This is a genomic window from Streptococcus sp. CL5.50 (genome assembly GCF_049738015.1).
In the GTDB taxonomy this organism is placed as follows: domain Bacteria; phylum Bacillota; class Bacilli; order Lactobacillales; family Streptococcaceae; genus Streptococcus; species Streptococcus mitis_CA.
Genome location: NZ_JBKOTR010000009.1, coordinates 35,112 through 49,960, shown reverse-complemented (window position 1 = coordinate 49,960; position 14,849 = coordinate 35,112). Strand labels below are relative to the sequence as shown.

Below are 14,849 nucleotides of genomic sequence, written 5' to 3'. Positions count from 1 at the left end.
TCTAGTCTTCTACTTCATCCTCCCATACTTCTTCTTTTACTGCATCCTTATCATAAGGGAGTACAATGGTAAAGGTTGAACCCTTACCGTATTCACTCTTGGCCCAAATAAAGCCATCATGTTGTTTGATAATCTCTTTAGCAATAGCTAGTCCTAAACCAGTACCACCTTGGGCACGACTTCTAGCACGATCCACACGATAAAAACGGTCAAAGATACGTGGTAAATCTTGCTTTGGTATCCCCAATCCTTGGTCTGAAATGGATAAAATCATCTGATCATCAGTTGTCTTCATGGTCACTGTGATTTTCCCACCATCTGGAGAATACTTGATTGCATTGTTAAGAATATTATCAATCACCTGTGTCATCTTATCTGTATCAATCTCTATCCAAACTGAGGTAATGGGGTAATCTCTCACCAGTTCGTATTTCTTCTCTTCGTCCTGCCCTCTTATCTGATCAAAACGGTTGAGGATAAAGGTAATAAAGGCAGTGAAATTGATCAATTCCACATCTAGGTGACTGGTTGCATTATCAATACGTGAAAGATGGAGGAGATCCGTCACCATCCTCATCATACGGTTGGTTTCATCTAGAGACACCTTAATAAAGTCTGGCGCGACAGGTTCTGACAAGGCCCCCTCATCCAAAGCTTCAAGATAGGATTTTACGCTAGTCAAAGGAGTTCGTAACTCATGACTAACATTAGAAACAAAGAGTCTCCGTTCCCGTTCTTCCTTCTCCTGCTCCGTCGTATCATGCAAAACAGCAACCAAACCTGAGATAAAGCCAGACTCACGACGGACCAAGGCAAAACGTACACGAAGGCTCAAATACTCACCATTGGCATCCTGAGAATCAATCATAAGCTCAGGAACTTGGGTAATCAAATCACGAAGTTCATACTCATCTTCAATCTTAAGCAATTCTAGAATACTTTTATTGAGAACCTCTTCTTTCTGAACACCTAGCTGTTTCTTAGCCATGTCATTAATCATAGTAATCTTGCCACGACGATTGGTCGCAAGGACTCCGTCTGTCATGTATGAGAGGATACTGTGCAATCGTTTACTCTCTTGTTCCAGATTTTCTTGGGTCAAACGGATTACTTCTGATAAATCATTGAGATTATTGGTAATATTAGTGATTTCAGAGCTTCCCTGCATATCCAATACCTGAGAATAATCTCCTGCAATCAGGTCTTTAACTTTTTGATTAATTTGCTTCAACCGAATATTATCTCGCCGATTTTCTAGCAAAAGTAAGGTAACAATCAAGATAAAACCCAATAAAATTAAAATGAAGATAAAATCACTAGTAAGAATATTTTTTCTAATAAATTCAATCATTATTTCTCATATAATAACCAACACCGCGACGTGTTAGGATATACTCTGGACGACTTGGTGTATCTTCAATCTTCTCACGCAAACGTCTGATAGTTACGTCAACTGTTCGAACATCTCCGAAATAATCGTAACCCCAGACCGTTTCAAGTAAGTGTTCTCGCGTAATTACTTGACCGATATGAGAAGCCAAGTGATACAAAAGCTCAAATTCACGATGAGTTAAATCTAGTTCTTCACCGTATTTTTTAGCTACATAAGCATCTGGTACAATCTCCAAGTCCCCAATTTGCAAGGGTTGGGTTTTCTTTTCATCTGATTCTTGATTATCTACAGAAACCAAGTCCGTGCGACGAAGAAGGGCTTTGACACGCGCCTGCAACTCACGATTTGAGAAGGGTTTGGTTACATAGTCATCTGCACCAAGCTCTAAACCGATAACCTTATCAAATTCGCTATCCTTAGCTGAAAGCATGATAATAGGCACACTACTAGTCTTGCGAATAGTCTTAGCAACTTCTAAGCCATCAATTTCGGGAAGCATCAAATCCAGAATAATAATATCTGGTTGCTCTGCTTCAAATTGCTCTAGCGCTTCACGACCGTTAAAAGCAGTTACAACCTCGTAACCTTCCTTGGTCATATTAAACTTGATAATATCCGAGATTGGTTTCTCATCATCTACAATTAATATTTTTTTCATTTGTTCACCTTTTTCTCTACTATTATACCAAAAAAATAACAAGAAGACACAATAGCTAATCTTTGCTACTGTCTAAGTTGGCTTTTGCATAAGCCTGCCAGATTTTTTGTTGGGGTTTGGCAAGTGGAACATTCTTGAATTCTTCTGGTGAAAGCCAGCGAACTTCTCTATCTGAAAAATCATGGAAGTCAGTCACCTGACCTGCTACAATTTGAACATGCCACTTGCGATGGCTAAAGATATGCTTGACAGTCTCAAAATAAACATCAAGCCAATCAACATCTAAGTCATAGTCCTGCTGAAAACTCTCCTCTGGACTGGGACCAAAGTTCACACTTTCTTCCGCAACCTGATGAAAGAGGTCAAACTGCTCCTCTTGCGAAAAGTTATCTACTTCTACCAGTGGGAAATGCCAAAAACCTGCCAATAGCTTTTCACTTTCATTTTTTTCAAGTAAAAATTGTCCCTGAGAATTTTTCACAACTAAGGCTTTAAGATAAATGGGAATTGGCTTTTTCTTTGGAGCCTTAATTGGATAACGGTCCATGCTTCCATTCTGATATGCCGCACTAAAGTCCTTAACTGGGCTTTCTTCTGGTCTGGGATTTACAGGAGCCTCAATATCAGATCCCAAGTCCATCAAGGCTTGATTAAAGTCACCTGGCCGTTCTGGGTCAATCAGGATTTCCATCATGGCTTGGAAAATCTTTCGATTGCTAGGAATCCCAATATCGTGATTAACTTCAAATAGACGCGCCAAGACCCGCATGACATTACCATCTACAGCCGGCTCAGGCAAATTAAAAGCAATACTGGAAATCGCTCCTGCAGTGTAAGGACCAATACCTTTCAAGCTGGAAATTCCTTCATAGGTGTTTGGAAATTGACCACCAAAGTCAGCCATAATCTGCTGGGCCGCAGCCTGCATATTACGAACTCGAGAATAGTAACCCAAACCTTCCCAAGCCTTCAACAAACATTCTTCAGGCGCATTCGCCAAATTTTCCACTGTTGGAAACCAGTCCAAGAATCGTTCGTAATAGGGAATAACCGTATCCACCCTAGTCTGCTGGAGCATAATTTCAGAAACCCAGATATGATAAGGATTTTTACTTCTACGCCAGGGTAAATCTCTTTTGTTTTCATCATACCAGGCAAGAAGTTTCTCACGGAAAGAAACAATCTTCTCATCCGGCCACATGACGATACCGTATTCTTTCAAATCTAACATATCTCTAGTATAACACAGAAGATTCTAACTGTCCTTTTCCTAGTATTAATACTCTTCGAAAATCAAATTCAAACCACGTCAACGTCGCCTTGCCGTACTCAAGTACAGCCTGCGGCTAGTTTCCTAGTTTGCTCTTTGATTTTCATTGAGTATAAAAAGCCTCTTCCCAAGGGAAAGAGGACTAAATCTTATTGATGAACTGCTTGAGCTGCTGTGATAAGGGTTAACTTGTAAACATCATCTGCATTACATCCACGAGAAAGGTCGTTAACTGGTTTGTTCAAACCTTGCAAAACAGGTCCTACAGCTGCAAAACCACCAAGACGTTCAGCCATCTTGTAACCGATATTTCCTGCCTCGATACCTGGGAAGATGAAGACATTTGCTTGACCAGCTACCGTACTTCCAGGAGCTTTCAGAGCTGCAGTTTCAGGAACAAAGGCTGCATCAAATTGCAACTCCCCATCGATTTCAAGGTCAGGACGCAAGTCGTGAGCAATTTTAGTTGCTTCAACAACCTTATCAACGCTTTCTCCAAATCCTGAACCTTTAGTAGAATAGCTTAGCATAGCAATTTTAGGTTCGATGCCAAACATCTTAGCTGTAATTGCTGAGTTGATGGCAATTTCAGCCAAAGCTTCTGCGTCTGGATTAATGTTGATGGCACAGTCACCAAATAGGTAACGTTCCGTACCACGAACCATGAGGAAGGCACCTGAAGTACGCGTTACATTTGGACGAGTTTTGATGATTTGAAGAGCTGGACGAACTGTTGAAGCTGTTGAGTGAATCGCTCCTGACACCATTCCATCAACCAAGCCCAAGTAAACCAACATAACACCAAAATAGTTGACATCTTCAACCAAAACCTTGCGTGCATCTTCTTCAGACATTTTGCCCTTGCGACGCTCCACCAGGGCAGCAACCATTTCTTCAAATTGAGGATAATGTTGAGGGTCAATGACTTCATAACCATCCATGATCCCTTCAATTTCAAGATAAATTTTAATTTTTTCAGGATTTCCAAGCAAAACAGGAATCACTTCTGTTTCTTTTACCAGGCGTTTAGTCGCTTGAAGAATACGAGGTTCTTCCCCTTCAGGGAGAACGATACGAGCATTTTTACCAACCAAGTTGGCTTTGAGACTTTCAAAAACTTCCATGAGTTTTCTCCTTTAAAATAATAATTATACTCTGAATCAGTTTTTATAGAGTATTAGTTGATAACTGGGTAATAAGGTTACTGAAATCATCCGGCAAGGGACTTTCTAACTGCAAGTCTTGCTCTAAAAATGGATGATAAAAGGATAGGAAATGGCAATGCAGGGCCTGACGTTGAATACCGTCATCCAGACTACCTCCGTACAAGTCATCGCCCAACAAAGGGAAACCAATATGAGAAAAATGGACTCGTATTTGGTGGGTTCGACCAGTGTGCAGGCAAATGTCTACCAAGTGAATATTCCCATAAGATGCTACAATCTTGTAAGAAGTATGAGCATACTTTCCACCTTTAGCTACACGTCTGGTAATAATGGAATCTTCATCACGCGCAATCGGAGCAATAATTTCCCCCTCTGACTCCAAGTGTCCATCACCTTTAACCAAAGCAAAGTAGCGTTTTTCAATGGACTTCTTCTGCAACTGCTTGTCTAATCGTGCGTGGGCATAGCCGTGCTTAGCAAAGAGCATCAAGCCAGAAGTATCTCTATCAAGTCTGGTCACAATGTGAACCTGCTGATTTTCGTAATTTTGCTTGACGTAGTAACCCTTGATAAAATTAGCGATGGTATTGGAGTGATTAACACTAGGAATAGAAGCCACTCCATAGGGTTTATTTAAGACCAGAAAATGGTCATCCTCATAGAGAATATCTAATGGTCTCTCGATAGCTTCGAGAGTTTCAAAACCTTCCTCAGCGGGAATATCAATGGTAACTCGGTCTCCAATATCCAATAGATACGTCGCATTTTGTGGTTGATCATTGACCAGAATAGCTCCGCCTCGAAACTTAATCTTAGCTAGCAGCCCCTTAGAAACCTCGTGCTTTTTTAAGAAGGTCTTAACCTTGACATGCTCATCTGCGATAAATTCAAACCTCATTCATCCACCTCGCCGATAAAAGCATCCTTAACACGATTCCAGAAACTGGTATGGCTCGGCGACGCGACGAAGTGAATCTTATAATGGTCAATTTGATACTCGATACGCTCAATATTACGGAAAGAATAAACGCTATTGTCAACCGAAATAGTATGGTAATCGTTTCTCGTTGGGATGAGTTCAATCTTATCCTTCTTAGGAACAATAATAGATGAACCCAGCGTTCGATAAACACGATTGTTAAGGCTGGCAATTTCCGTCAACTGAAGAGCTTCAATGGTAGGGTGTAAGACAGCTCCACCGAGCGACTTGTTATAGGCTGTACTACCAGTCGGGGTCGAAACTGTTAGCCCATCTCCACGAAAACGTTCAAAGGGAACACCATTGATTACAATATCCGCCACCATGGTTCGATCAGACCTGCGGATACTGGCTTCATTTAGTGCTCTAAAAATCTTCACTTCACCATTTTCAAGAAAGACCTTCACATTCAGAACAGGGTAAGAGACTCTTGCTCCGGTATCTAGCTGCAAATTAGTCACTAGCTTGTCCAACTCAAAATCACGGTAGTCCGTATAGAAGCCCAAATGTCCAGTGTGAACACCAATGAAGCGGACCTTGTCAAGCTGGTTTTCGTACTTATGAAAGGCCGACAAGAGCATGCCATCCCCACCAATGGAAATAACGATATCCGGATTGGTATCATTGAGTATAAACTGATTTCTCTTCAAACGATCTCGCAATTCATACAAAACCCTTTGACTCTGCGGTTTTCTATTGGCTATCAGGTCAATTCGTTTACCTGTATTCTTCATCTGTATCGTCACTGTTTCCTACACCGTCATTTAATTTTCTACTCAAAGGATCAAAAAGAGCCTGGGCTTCTTGGATATCATCACGAATTTTACCCATTTCTTCATCCAACTGATGGGCAATCTTGGCCGTGATTTCCAGCCGCTTCTTAATCTCCTCTGGGAAATCCCCTTGATACTTGTAGTTGAGAGAATGTTCTATCGTTGCCCAAAAATTCATGGCTAAGGTACGAATTTGAATTTCCGCCAAAATGGTCTTGGCTCCATTAATGGTATCAACCGTATATTCTACTACCACGTGATAGGAACGGTAGCCTGATGCTTTTCGATGAGTAATGTAATCTCGCTCCTGTATGATCCGCATATCCTGACGTTTGCGCAAAATCTCCACTACTTCCTTAACGTCATCTACAAACTGAACCATCACACGTAAACCAGCAATATCTTGCAAATCGTGCTCTAAGGTCGCATAAGTAATACCACGTCGAGCCATTTTTTCCTTGATACTTTCAATTGGCTTGACTCGACCAGTCACAAACTCAATCGGAGAATGCTTATTTTGCTTGCGATATTGCTTACGAATACCACGTAGTTTAATCTTTAACTCACCAACAGCTTGAATGTAAGGATCTAGAAATTCTTCCCATTCTAAGGTCATATATTCTCCCTTGTTCTCATATTATCCTTCAAAAATATCTTTGATTTTTTCTCCAGATTCATATACAATAAATACAATGCTATTATATCATATAATCCGCTTTCAACGATAAAGAAAAGGTAAGAAAAATGAAACATTTAGAAATTGAATTGAAAACACTCTTGAAAAAAGATGAATACAATCGTCTAAAAGACCAGTTCACAGACGTCACTCCTGTTTTTCAAAAAAATTACTACATCGACACGCCTAATTTTGAACTTCGAGAAAAGAAAGTTGCTATGCGCATTCGTACTTTTGAAGACTGGGCAGAATTGACACTCAAAGTCCCTCAAAATATCGGAAACATGGAATACAATCAAAAATTGCAACTAAAAGATGCTGAAAACTATCTGAGCAATAAAGAACTTCCTCAGGGACTGGTTCTTAATGAATTGGCGAAACATGGTATTAAAACAAGTGAATGGCAGATCCTTGGTTGTCTAACGACACTTCGCTATGAAATGCAAACAGCTATTGGTCTCATGGCGCTGGATGAAAGTCAGTACTTTGATATTACAGATTACGAATTAGAGCTTGAAGTTGAGAATCACGAGCAAGGGAAACAAGATTTCCAGCAATTTTTAGAGGAAAATCAGATTGCTTATCAAAAAGCTCCCTCAAAATTGGTCCGATTTGTCAAAAGCATGAAAAATAGCTGAAATAATCTCTATTTTTTGGTAAAATAGAAAAGATAAAATACAAAAATCCCTGCTCATATAGGCTAGGCAGATATGGCTAGGATTTAAAAAGTTTACAGAGGACGGTCTATAATGTCAGATAGAAAAAACATGAAACTTTTCGCACTCAACTCTAACCAAGAGATAGCACAGAAAATTGCTCAAGCTGTTGGTGTCCCACTTGGAAAACTATCATCACGTCAATTTTCAGACGGAGAAATCCAAGTGAATATAGAAGAAAGTGTCCGTGGTTATGATGTTTACATCATCCAATCAACAAGTTTCCCTGTTAACAACCACCTAATGGAATTGTTAATCATGGTAGATGCTTGTGTTCGCGCAAGTGCCCACAGTATCAACGTTGTCCTTCCATATTTTGGCTATGCACGTCAAGACCGCATTGCTTCACCACGTGAGCCACTTACAGCTAAACTAGTTGCTAATATGCTAGTTAAGGCTGGAGTTGACCGTGTTCTTACGCTTGATTTGCATGCTGTTCAGGTGCAAGGCTTCTTTGATATTCCTGTTGACAACCTCTATACAGTTCCTCTATTTGCAAAACATTACTGCGATAAGGGCATACTCGGTTCAGATGTTGTCGTGGTTAGCCCTAAAAATTCAGGTGTAAAACGTGCTCGTAGCTTGGCTGAGTATCTTGATGCTCCTATCGCCATTATCGACTACCCTCAAGACGATGCAACTCGCAACGAAGGTTATATTATCGGTGATGTTGAAGGTAAAAAAGCTATTTTAATTGACGATATTCTAAATACAGGACGTACCTTCTCTGAAGCTGCTAAAATCGTTGAACGTGAAGGGGCTACAGAAATTTATGCTGTTTCTAGCCACGGCCTCTTCGTCGAAGGAGCTGCTGAACTTCTTGACAATACTAATATTAAGGAAATTCTTGTGACTGATTCAGTAGCAACAAAAGAAAAAACTCCTAAAAACGTATGCTACATCACTGCTAGTGAGTTAATTGGTGATGCTATCGTCCGTATCCACGAAAGAAAACCAGTCAGCCCACTCTTTGCCTACAACAAAAAGAAATAAGGTGATTCTTTGATTTATTTGGACAATGCTGCAACGACTCCCATGTCAGCAGTTGCTATTTCAGCGATGACCAAGGTTATGCAAGAAACCCACGGAAACCCTTCTAGTATTCATGGTCATGGTCGTCAAGCTGGTAAACTCTTGAGAGAAGCCCGTCAAGAACTAGCTCAGTTACTGGGGACAAAACCTCAACATATCTTTTTCACTTCTGGTGGGACTGAAGGCAACAATACTGCCATCATTGGTTACTGCCTTCGTCACCAAGAGCAAGGAAAACATATCATCACGACTGCCATTGAGCACCATGCCGTCCTTGAAACCATTGATTACTTGGTTCAACACTTTGGTTTTGAAGCAACCATTATCCAACCAGAAAATCAAGAAATCACAGCCCAACAAATTCAAAAGGCCTTACGTGATGATACGATTTTGGTTTCTACCATGTTTGCTAATAATGAGACAGGAAACCTACTTCCCATTGCTGAAATTGGCCAAATACTCAAGCAACACCCTTCTGCCTATCATGTTGATGCAGTTCAAGCTATTGGTAAAATACCAATTCACCCCGAAGAATTGGGCATTGATTTTCTCACTGCTTCTGCCCACAAGTTCCATGGTCCTAAGGGAATCGGTTTTCTCTACGCATCTAGCATGGACTTTGATTCCTATCTCCATGGTGGAGACCAAGAACAGAAAAAACGTGCAGGGACTGAAAATCTGGCTGCCATCATAGGCATGGTTGCAGCCCTAAAAGAAGACCTAAAACAGCAAGAAGAACATTTTCAACATGTACAAAATTTAGAAACTGCCTTTCTTGCAGAGCTAGAGGGCATTCAATATTACTTGAATAGAGGAGAACATCATCTCCCTTATGTTCTCAATATTGGATTTCCTGGTCAGAAAAATGACCTCTTACTCCTTCGTCTAGATTTAGCTGGAATTTCAATCTCTACTGGCTCAGCCTGCACTGCAGGTATTGTCCAATCCAGCCATGTTCTTGAAGCCATGTACGGGGCAAATTCAGAACGCTTGAAGGAATCCGTTCGTATCAGTTTGTCGCCACAAAATACTGTTGAAGACCTACATACCCTCGCAAAAACCTTAAAAGAAATTATCGGAGGTTAGCCATATGGCATTTGAAAAAACCATTCAGTTAAAAAATTGTCGTTACGACTACACTCTTAGCCCTTCTGTTAAGAAATTCACCCTTAAGGACAACACCTTTTTTGAGACTAAGGTTGGTAACTATGAATTGACTCGCCTTTTGGAAAAAGTTCCGAACAGCGGTGAGGGATTCCAACTCAAAATCATCATTAACAAGGAACTTACAGGTGCTAAAATCAATATCACTGACAAGTTTGGGCTACGCCTAGTTGATATTTTCAAATCAGAAGACCACCACATTCATCAGGAAAAATTCTACTTCCTCATGGATAGCTTGGTAGAACGTGGTGTCTTTACAAAATCGGAAAGATAGGTCCCATATGTTTGAACTGACCTATAAGGACAACTATCATGTAGAGCGTACACTCAAGTATGAGGATTATGAAGCTCTCATGCTGGCTCTGTCAGGATGTGTGACCCTACCAGATACACTTTATGTGACTTCTCTGACTTTTAATGGCCAGAAAGTTTATCACGGTCTGGTCGGAGACCTCTACCGATTTCTATCACATGCAGATTTTTTACATCAAAACTAAGATTTTTCTTAGTTTTTTCTTATTTTTGTTGATTTTTTCACAATGTTTCTATAAAATAGAAGAATAGAAAGGTTGTGATTTTGTGAAAGATAAACAGTCTGCTATTCCAAAAGCAACAGCGAAAAGACTCTCTCTCTACTATCGAATTTTTAAGAGATTTCATGCAGAAAAGATTGAACGTGCCAACTCTAAGCAAATTGCAGAAGCCATCGGTATTGACTCAGCGACCGTACGTCGTGATTTTTCCTATTTTGGTGAACTTGGTCGCCGTGGTTTTGGCTATGATGTAAAAAAACTGATGACGTTTTTTGCCGACTTGCTCAATGATAACTCTATTACCAATGTCATGCTAGTAGGTATTGGAAATATGGGCCATGCCCTTCTCCACTACCGCTTCCATGAGCGTAACAAGATGAAGATTATCATGGCCTTTGACCTAGATGATCATCCTGAAGTTGGTACCCAAACTCCCGACGGGATTCCTATTTACGGAATTTCTCAAATCAAGGATAAAATTCAGGATGCTGATGTGAAGACTGCTATCCTGACTGTTCCTAGCGTTAAATCCCAAGAGGTTGCCAATCTCTTGGTGGATGCTGGCGTGAAAGGGATTCTCAGTTTTTCACCAGTCCATCTGCATTTGCCAAAAGACGTGGTCGTTCAATATGTCGATCTGACAAGTGAACTCCAAACCCTCCTCTATTTCATGCGAAAAGAGGATTAGAAAGCGAAAATCATTTTATGAAAAAACCAGTTATTGGGATTACAGGAAACGAAAAAACTCATCCAGATGATGACATCATGATGAGCTACGCAGCAAAAGGCTTTGTGGAAGGCGTTAAAGACGCTGGAGGGATTCCCATCATCCTACCGATTGGTGATCAAGAAATGGCTAGCCACTATATCAGTATGATTGACAAGCTCATCTTGACAGGTGGGCAAAATGTTGATCCAAAATTCTATGGTGAAGCAAAAACCATTGATAGCGACGACTACCACCTTCAAAGAGACATATTCGAACTAGCCCTCATCAAGGAAGCTATCAAACAGAAAAAGCCAGTTTTTTCTGTCTGCCGTGGGACTCAACTCTTTAATGTTGCCATGGGTGGAACGCTGTATCAAGATATCGAAGACCACTGGCAGGATTGTTCTGCCGAGTACACAACACAACGTTTGGTAACAGAACCAGATACTGTTCTTCGAGAAATCTATGGAGAAATCTCCCATATCAACTCCTTCCACCACCAGAGTATCAAGGATTTAGCACCAAATTTAAAAGTTGCGGCTCATGATCCTAAGGATGGTATCATTGAAGCTGTCATGAGTACAGATGATGTCGCCTTTCTCGGTGTCCAGTGGCATCCAGAATTTCTATTTGAAAATCGTCCCAAAGATAAAAACCTCTTTGACTATGTCGTTAATGAACTTTAGATTAAATCTGTCTTTTCACGGTAACTAAAATAACTGGAGTGAGAGACAATCAAATGGTCCAAGAGGACAATTCCTATCAGGTCGCAAGCTTCTTTTACAAGTTTAGTCACATGATCATCATTTCGGCTTGGGGCTACCGCTCCTGAAGGATGATTGTGAACCAAGATGAGTGAAGTCGCCATATGCTTGATAGCATAGTGAAGAATCTCACGTGGTTCAGCAATACTACGAGTAGCTGAGCCGATAAAAATGGTCTGTTGATGGATGATTTGATTTTGAGTATTGAGATAGAGCGCCACCAGGTGCTCTTGTTTTTTATGTCCCAACTCCTGTTGCATCTTCTTGGCAAGCTTTTGGCTACTGAGAATACTTTCCATCTCAAGAGTCTCATGTTTGTGAATACGATGCCCCAGTTCAATCATGGCTTGCAACTCTATTGCCTTAACTCGCCCGATACCAGACAGACTCTGCAATTCCTGCAGGGTCATTTTTTTCAAATCCGTTAGGCTTGAAAGATTGCTCAAGACTTTCTGGGCTATTTCAAAAACGCTAGCTTGACGTGTTCCTGTCCTGAGTAAAATAGCTAGCAACTCTTGGTTACTGAGCGCTTCCACTCCTTCTTGGGCCAATCTCTCTCTTGGCAATAATGAATCTTCTTGGAATGAAATACTATACATAAAAATCCTCCTCACTTTATTATTCGTGAGAAGGATGGAAAATTAGATTTTTTTCTCAATTGGGGCTACACTAGCCAAAAGTTTTTTCAAACCTACTTCTGGGAAATTGATTTTTAATTCCTGAGTAGCTCCATTACCTGAAACTTCCAGAACAGTTCCCTCTCCCCACTTCTTGTGGAGGGCAATGTCACCAATGGACCAATTTGTCTCGCTAGAAGCTGATTTTGTGCCAGCTGTAAATTGACCAAATGGGAGACCGCTTGACTGGATAGATTTTGGAGCAGCACTGCGTTTACGGTCTTGAAGAGCTTGAGCCAAACTCATACCTTGACCAAAGGTAAGGCCACCACTGCTATATGATGCTTTAAAGCTTGAATTTGCTGGACGAGCCAATCCTTGATACTCAAGCAAGTCTGAACTGATTTCATTAATAAAACGAGTCGGACGGTTGTAGTTGGTACGACCGAAAAGCAAGCGCGAGTTGGCATTGGCCAGATAGAGAATTTTCTCTGCACGGGTAATTCCTACATAGGCCAGACGGCGTTCTTCTTCTAGTTCATCTTGATCTTCAGCCGCACGGCTAAGCGGGAAGACATTTTCTTCCATCCCAATCAAAAAGACAACTGGAAACTCGAGACCTTTGGCAGCATGCAGGGTCATCAGGGTCACTTCTGATGTCTCCTGACTACCTGAATCTGTGTCCGCAATCAAGGCCAAGTCATTTAAGAAACGACTCAGCTTGTCCAGACCAGTTTCCTCTTCTGGCCCATCAGAGGTGTCATCAAAGTTTTTCGTTACAGAAAGGAACTCCTCGATATTTTCAACCCTAGCCTTGCTTTCTAAGGTCGCTTGAGCATTTAGAATATCGACGTAACCTGTTTTTTCTAAAACAGCCTCAACCAACTCTGTAATAGTTAATTGATCTAGCTGCTCTCGTAAATCTAGAATCATATTGGCAAAATCCCAGATAGACTGGGCTGCTTTACCCTTGATTCCAGATAACATGATATTAGCTGAAGCATCTAGCATGGACATATCTTGCATATTCGCAAAGTCACGGATTTTCTCAACTGTACCTGGTCCAATTCCACGTTTAGGCTCGTTGATAATACGCTCAAAACTGATATTGTCACTCAAATTGGCAATAAGATTGAGGTAAGCGATAATATCTCGGATTTCCTTACGGCTGTAGAACTTGGTTCCCCCAACCATGGTATAAGGGATATTTGACTTGAGCAGGGCTTCTTCAATAGTACGGGACTGCGCATTAGTCCGATAGAGAACTGCAAAATCCTTGTGAAGGAAGTTTTGACTGCGACTAAGTTCATCGATAGTTCTGGCTACAAATACAGCCTCATCTAGCTCATCATTGGCACGATAGTAAACGATTTGTTCTCCATCAGCGTTTTGAGTCCAGAGATTCTTAGGACGGCGATTTTTATTGTTTTTAATGACCTCGTTGGCCGCTTGGAGAATTTTTTTAGTGGAACGGTAATTCTCCTCCAACAAAACAACCTTGGCTTGGGGATAATCTTTCTCAAAATCCAAAATATTCTGCATATCAGCACCACGCCAACCGTAGATAGACTGGTCCGCATCCCCAACCACACAGATATTTTTAAAACGGGAAGCCAAGAGTTTGACCAATTGGTACTGAGCATGGTTGGTATCTTGGTACTCATCAACATGGATGTACTGAAATTTCTGCTGGTAGTAGGTCAAGACATCAGGATTTTGATCAAAGAGACGCAAGGTCAGCATAATCAAATCATCAAAGTCAACCGACTCCGACTGACGCAGTTCTTTCTGATAGGCTGTATAACACTGGGCCACAATTTGCGTGTACATATCTCCAGCTTGAGCAGCATAAGCCACATCATCAATCAAATCATTCTTAGCATTGGAAATGGTCCCCAAAATAGTTCGTTCATTCCATTTTTTAGGATCCAAGTTCAACTGTTTGAGAATACGTTTCATGAGCGTTCGCTGTTCACCAGGATCTACAATAGTGAAATTGCGGTTGTAGCCAATATGGTCCGCATCGCGACGCAAAATACGAACACACATGGAGTGGAAGGTCGCAATCAGACAGTCCTGAGTGGCTGGATTGAGGCTATAAGCACGCTCTTTCATCTCTCGCGCAGCCTTGTTAGTAAAGGTAATGGCCAAGATATTCCACGGATTGACTAACTTTTCATCAATCAGATAAGCAATACGGTGGGTCAAAACACGAGTCTTTCCAGAACCAGCCCCTGCCATAATCAACAAGGGCCCTTCTGTCGTTTGCACCGCCTCAGCCTGACGGTCATTCATTCCATTTAATAATGCGTTCATCTTCTCTTCCTTACTCTTGAAGTCAATATTTCTATTATATCAGAATTCAGGGAAAATATCTTTACCTAGACTGGTTACGTCTA

General features: G+C 41.0%; 16 protein-coding genes. 7 read left to right on the top strand and 9 right to left on the bottom strand.

The genetic code is table 11. The features are described 5' to 3' along the window. Position 1 precedes the first annotated feature (1 nt). From vicK to ACLNCV_RS07145, 7 genes are all read right to left on the bottom strand, one after another. Positions 2 to 1,351 carry a cell wall metabolism sensor histidine kinase VicK gene (gene vicK, locus ACLNCV_RS07175; RefSeq protein WP_084926525.1) on the bottom strand — a complete coding sequence of 450 codons (1,350 nt, stop codon included), beginning with the start codon at positions 1,349 to 1,351 and terminating at the stop codon, positions 2 to 4. Then, positions 1,344 to 2,051, bottom strand: a complete 708-nt coding sequence (yycF, locus tag ACLNCV_RS07170; protein WP_000722072.1) for a response regulator YycF — start codon at positions 2,049 to 2,051, stop codon at positions 1,344 to 1,346. Before yycF ends, vicK begins: the two co-directional genes overlap by 8 nt. A gap of 55 nt (positions 2,052 to 2,106) precedes the next feature. Beyond that, positions 2,107 to 3,282 (bottom strand): A/G-specific adenine glycosylase, encoded by a 1,176-nt coding sequence (gene mutY / locus ACLNCV_RS07165; RefSeq protein WP_261028769.1) that lies wholly within the window; start codon positions 3,280 to 3,282, stop codon positions 2,107 to 2,109. 188 nt (positions 3,283 to 3,470) lie between these two features. Beyond that, complete coding sequence (pta, locus tag ACLNCV_RS07160; protein ID WP_000451580.1) at positions 3,471 to 4,445, bottom strand: phosphate acetyltransferase; 975 nt, start codon at positions 4,443 to 4,445, stop codon at positions 3,471 to 3,473. Positions 4,446 to 4,488: 43 nt separating this feature from the next. Continuing rightward, the gene (locus ACLNCV_RS07155) at positions 4,489 to 5,385 is read right to left on the bottom strand and encodes an RluA family pseudouridine synthase (RefSeq protein ID WP_261028768.1); all 897 of its coding nucleotides are present in this window, start codon (positions 5,383 to 5,385) and stop codon (positions 4,489 to 4,491) included. Further along, on the bottom strand, positions 5,382 to 6,200 hold the full coding sequence (locus ACLNCV_RS07150) for an NAD kinase (RefSeq protein WP_261028767.1): 819 nt from the start codon (positions 6,198 to 6,200) through the stop codon (positions 5,382 to 5,384). The genes ACLNCV_RS07155 and ACLNCV_RS07150 overlap by 4 nt, the downstream gene beginning before the upstream one ends. Next, positions 6,184 to 6,855: a GTP pyrophosphokinase gene (locus ACLNCV_RS07145; protein WP_000171682.1), complete on the bottom strand. Its 672-nt coding sequence runs from the start codon at positions 6,853 to 6,855 to the stop codon at positions 6,184 to 6,186. The genes ACLNCV_RS07150 and ACLNCV_RS07145 overlap by 17 nt, the downstream gene beginning before the upstream one ends. 128 nt (positions 6,856 to 6,983) lie before the next feature. Here ACLNCV_RS07145 and ACLNCV_RS07140 point away from each other — a divergent pair, with 128 nt between their 5' ends. From ACLNCV_RS07140 to ACLNCV_RS07110, 7 genes are all read left to right on the top strand, one after another. After that, entirely contained in the window at positions 6,984 to 7,553 is a 570-nt protein-coding gene (locus tag ACLNCV_RS07140) for a CYTH domain-containing protein (RefSeq protein WP_424845040.1), read from the top strand. 111 nt (positions 7,554 to 7,664) lie between these two features. Further along, positions 7,665 to 8,624: a ribose-phosphate diphosphokinase gene (locus ACLNCV_RS07135; RefSeq protein ID WP_424845039.1), complete on the top strand. Its 960-nt coding sequence runs from the start codon at positions 7,665 to 7,667 to the stop codon at positions 8,622 to 8,624. Between the two features lie 9 nt (positions 8,625 to 8,633). Further along, positions 8,634 to 9,749, top strand: a complete 1,116-nt coding sequence (locus tag ACLNCV_RS07130; RefSeq protein ID WP_424845038.1) for a cysteine desulfurase family protein — start codon at positions 8,634 to 8,636, stop codon at positions 9,747 to 9,749. Between the two features lie 4 nt (positions 9,750 to 9,753). Continuing rightward, positions 9,754 to 10,101 carry a DUF1831 domain-containing protein gene (locus ACLNCV_RS07125; protein ID WP_000863540.1) on the top strand — a complete coding sequence of 116 codons (348 nt, stop codon included), beginning with the start codon at positions 9,754 to 9,756 and terminating at the stop codon, positions 10,099 to 10,101. 7 nt (positions 10,102 to 10,108) lie between these two features. Then, the gene (locus ACLNCV_RS07120; protein WP_424845037.1) at positions 10,109 to 10,324 is read left to right on the top strand and encodes a DUF4649 family protein; all 216 of its coding nucleotides are present in this window, start codon (positions 10,109 to 10,111) and stop codon (positions 10,322 to 10,324) included. An 82-nt stretch (positions 10,325 to 10,406) separates the two neighbouring features. Next, positions 10,407 to 11,048, top strand: a complete 642-nt coding sequence (locus ACLNCV_RS07115) for a redox-sensing transcriptional repressor Rex (RefSeq protein ID WP_061438969.1) — start codon at positions 10,407 to 10,409, stop codon at positions 11,046 to 11,048. A gap of 17 nt (positions 11,049 to 11,065) precedes the next feature. Then, positions 11,066 to 11,755: a gamma-glutamyl-gamma-aminobutyrate hydrolase family protein gene (locus ACLNCV_RS07110; RefSeq protein WP_261126600.1), complete on the top strand. Its 690-nt coding sequence runs from the start codon at positions 11,066 to 11,068 to the stop codon at positions 11,753 to 11,755. Here the strand turns inward: ACLNCV_RS07110 and radC are convergent. Continuing rightward, on the bottom strand, positions 11,752 to 12,432 hold the full coding sequence (gene radC / locus ACLNCV_RS07105; protein WP_261126598.1) for a RadC family protein: 681 nt from the start codon (positions 12,430 to 12,432) through the stop codon (positions 11,752 to 11,754). The two genes, ACLNCV_RS07110 and radC, sit on opposite strands and share 4 nt — an antisense overlap. Before the next feature lie 42 nt (positions 12,433 to 12,474). Continuing rightward, positions 12,475 to 14,766: a DNA helicase PcrA gene (gene pcrA, locus ACLNCV_RS07100; RefSeq protein ID WP_261126597.1), complete on the bottom strand. Its 2,292-nt coding sequence runs from the start codon at positions 14,764 to 14,766 to the stop codon at positions 12,475 to 12,477. Positions 14,767 to 14,849 lie beyond the last annotated feature (83 nt).

Excerpts from the sequence above, each read along its gene's own strand:
- vicK (WP_084926525.1), bottom strand. The coding sequence starts at position 1,351 with ATGATTGAATTTATTAGAAAAAATATTCTTACTAGTGATTTTATCTTC.
- yycF (WP_000722072.1), bottom strand. The coding sequence starts at position 2,051 with ATGAAAAAAATATTAATTGTAGATGATGAGAAACCAATCTCGGATATT.
- mutY (WP_261028769.1), bottom strand. The coding sequence starts at position 3,282 with ATGTTAGATTTGAAAGAATACGGTATCGTCATGTGGCCGGATGAGAAG.
- pta (WP_000451580.1), bottom strand. The coding sequence starts at position 4,445 with ATGGAAGTTTTTGAAAGTCTCAAAGCCAACTTGGTTGGTAAAAATGCT.
- ACLNCV_RS07155 (WP_261028768.1), bottom strand. The coding sequence starts at position 5,385 with ATGAGGTTTGAATTTATCGCAGATGAGCATGTCAAGGTTAAGACCTTC.
- ACLNCV_RS07150 (WP_261028767.1), bottom strand. The coding sequence starts at position 6,200 with ATGAAGAATACAGGTAAACGAATTGACCTGATAGCCAATAGAAAACCG.
- ACLNCV_RS07145 (WP_000171682.1), bottom strand. The coding sequence starts at position 6,855 with ATGACCTTAGAATGGGAAGAATTTCTAGATCCTTACATTCAAGCTGTT.
- ACLNCV_RS07140 (WP_424845040.1), top strand. The coding sequence starts at position 6,984 with ATGAAACATTTAGAAATTGAATTGAAAACACTCTTGAAAAAAGATGAA.
- ACLNCV_RS07135 (WP_424845039.1), top strand. The coding sequence starts at position 7,665 with ATGTCAGATAGAAAAAACATGAAACTTTTCGCACTCAACTCTAACCAA.
- ACLNCV_RS07125 (WP_000863540.1), top strand. The coding sequence starts at position 9,754 with ATGGCATTTGAAAAAACCATTCAGTTAAAAAATTGTCGTTACGACTAC.
- ACLNCV_RS07120 (WP_424845037.1), top strand. The coding sequence starts at position 10,109 with ATGTTTGAACTGACCTATAAGGACAACTATCATGTAGAGCGTACACTC.
- ACLNCV_RS07110 (WP_261126600.1), top strand. The coding sequence starts at position 11,066 with ATGAAAAAACCAGTTATTGGGATTACAGGAAACGAAAAAACTCATCCA.
- radC (WP_261126598.1), bottom strand. The coding sequence starts at position 12,432 with ATGTATAGTATTTCATTCCAAGAAGATTCATTATTGCCAAGAGAGAGA.
- pcrA (WP_261126597.1), bottom strand. The coding sequence starts at position 14,766 with ATGAACGCATTATTAAATGGAATGAATGACCGTCAGGCTGAGGCGGTG.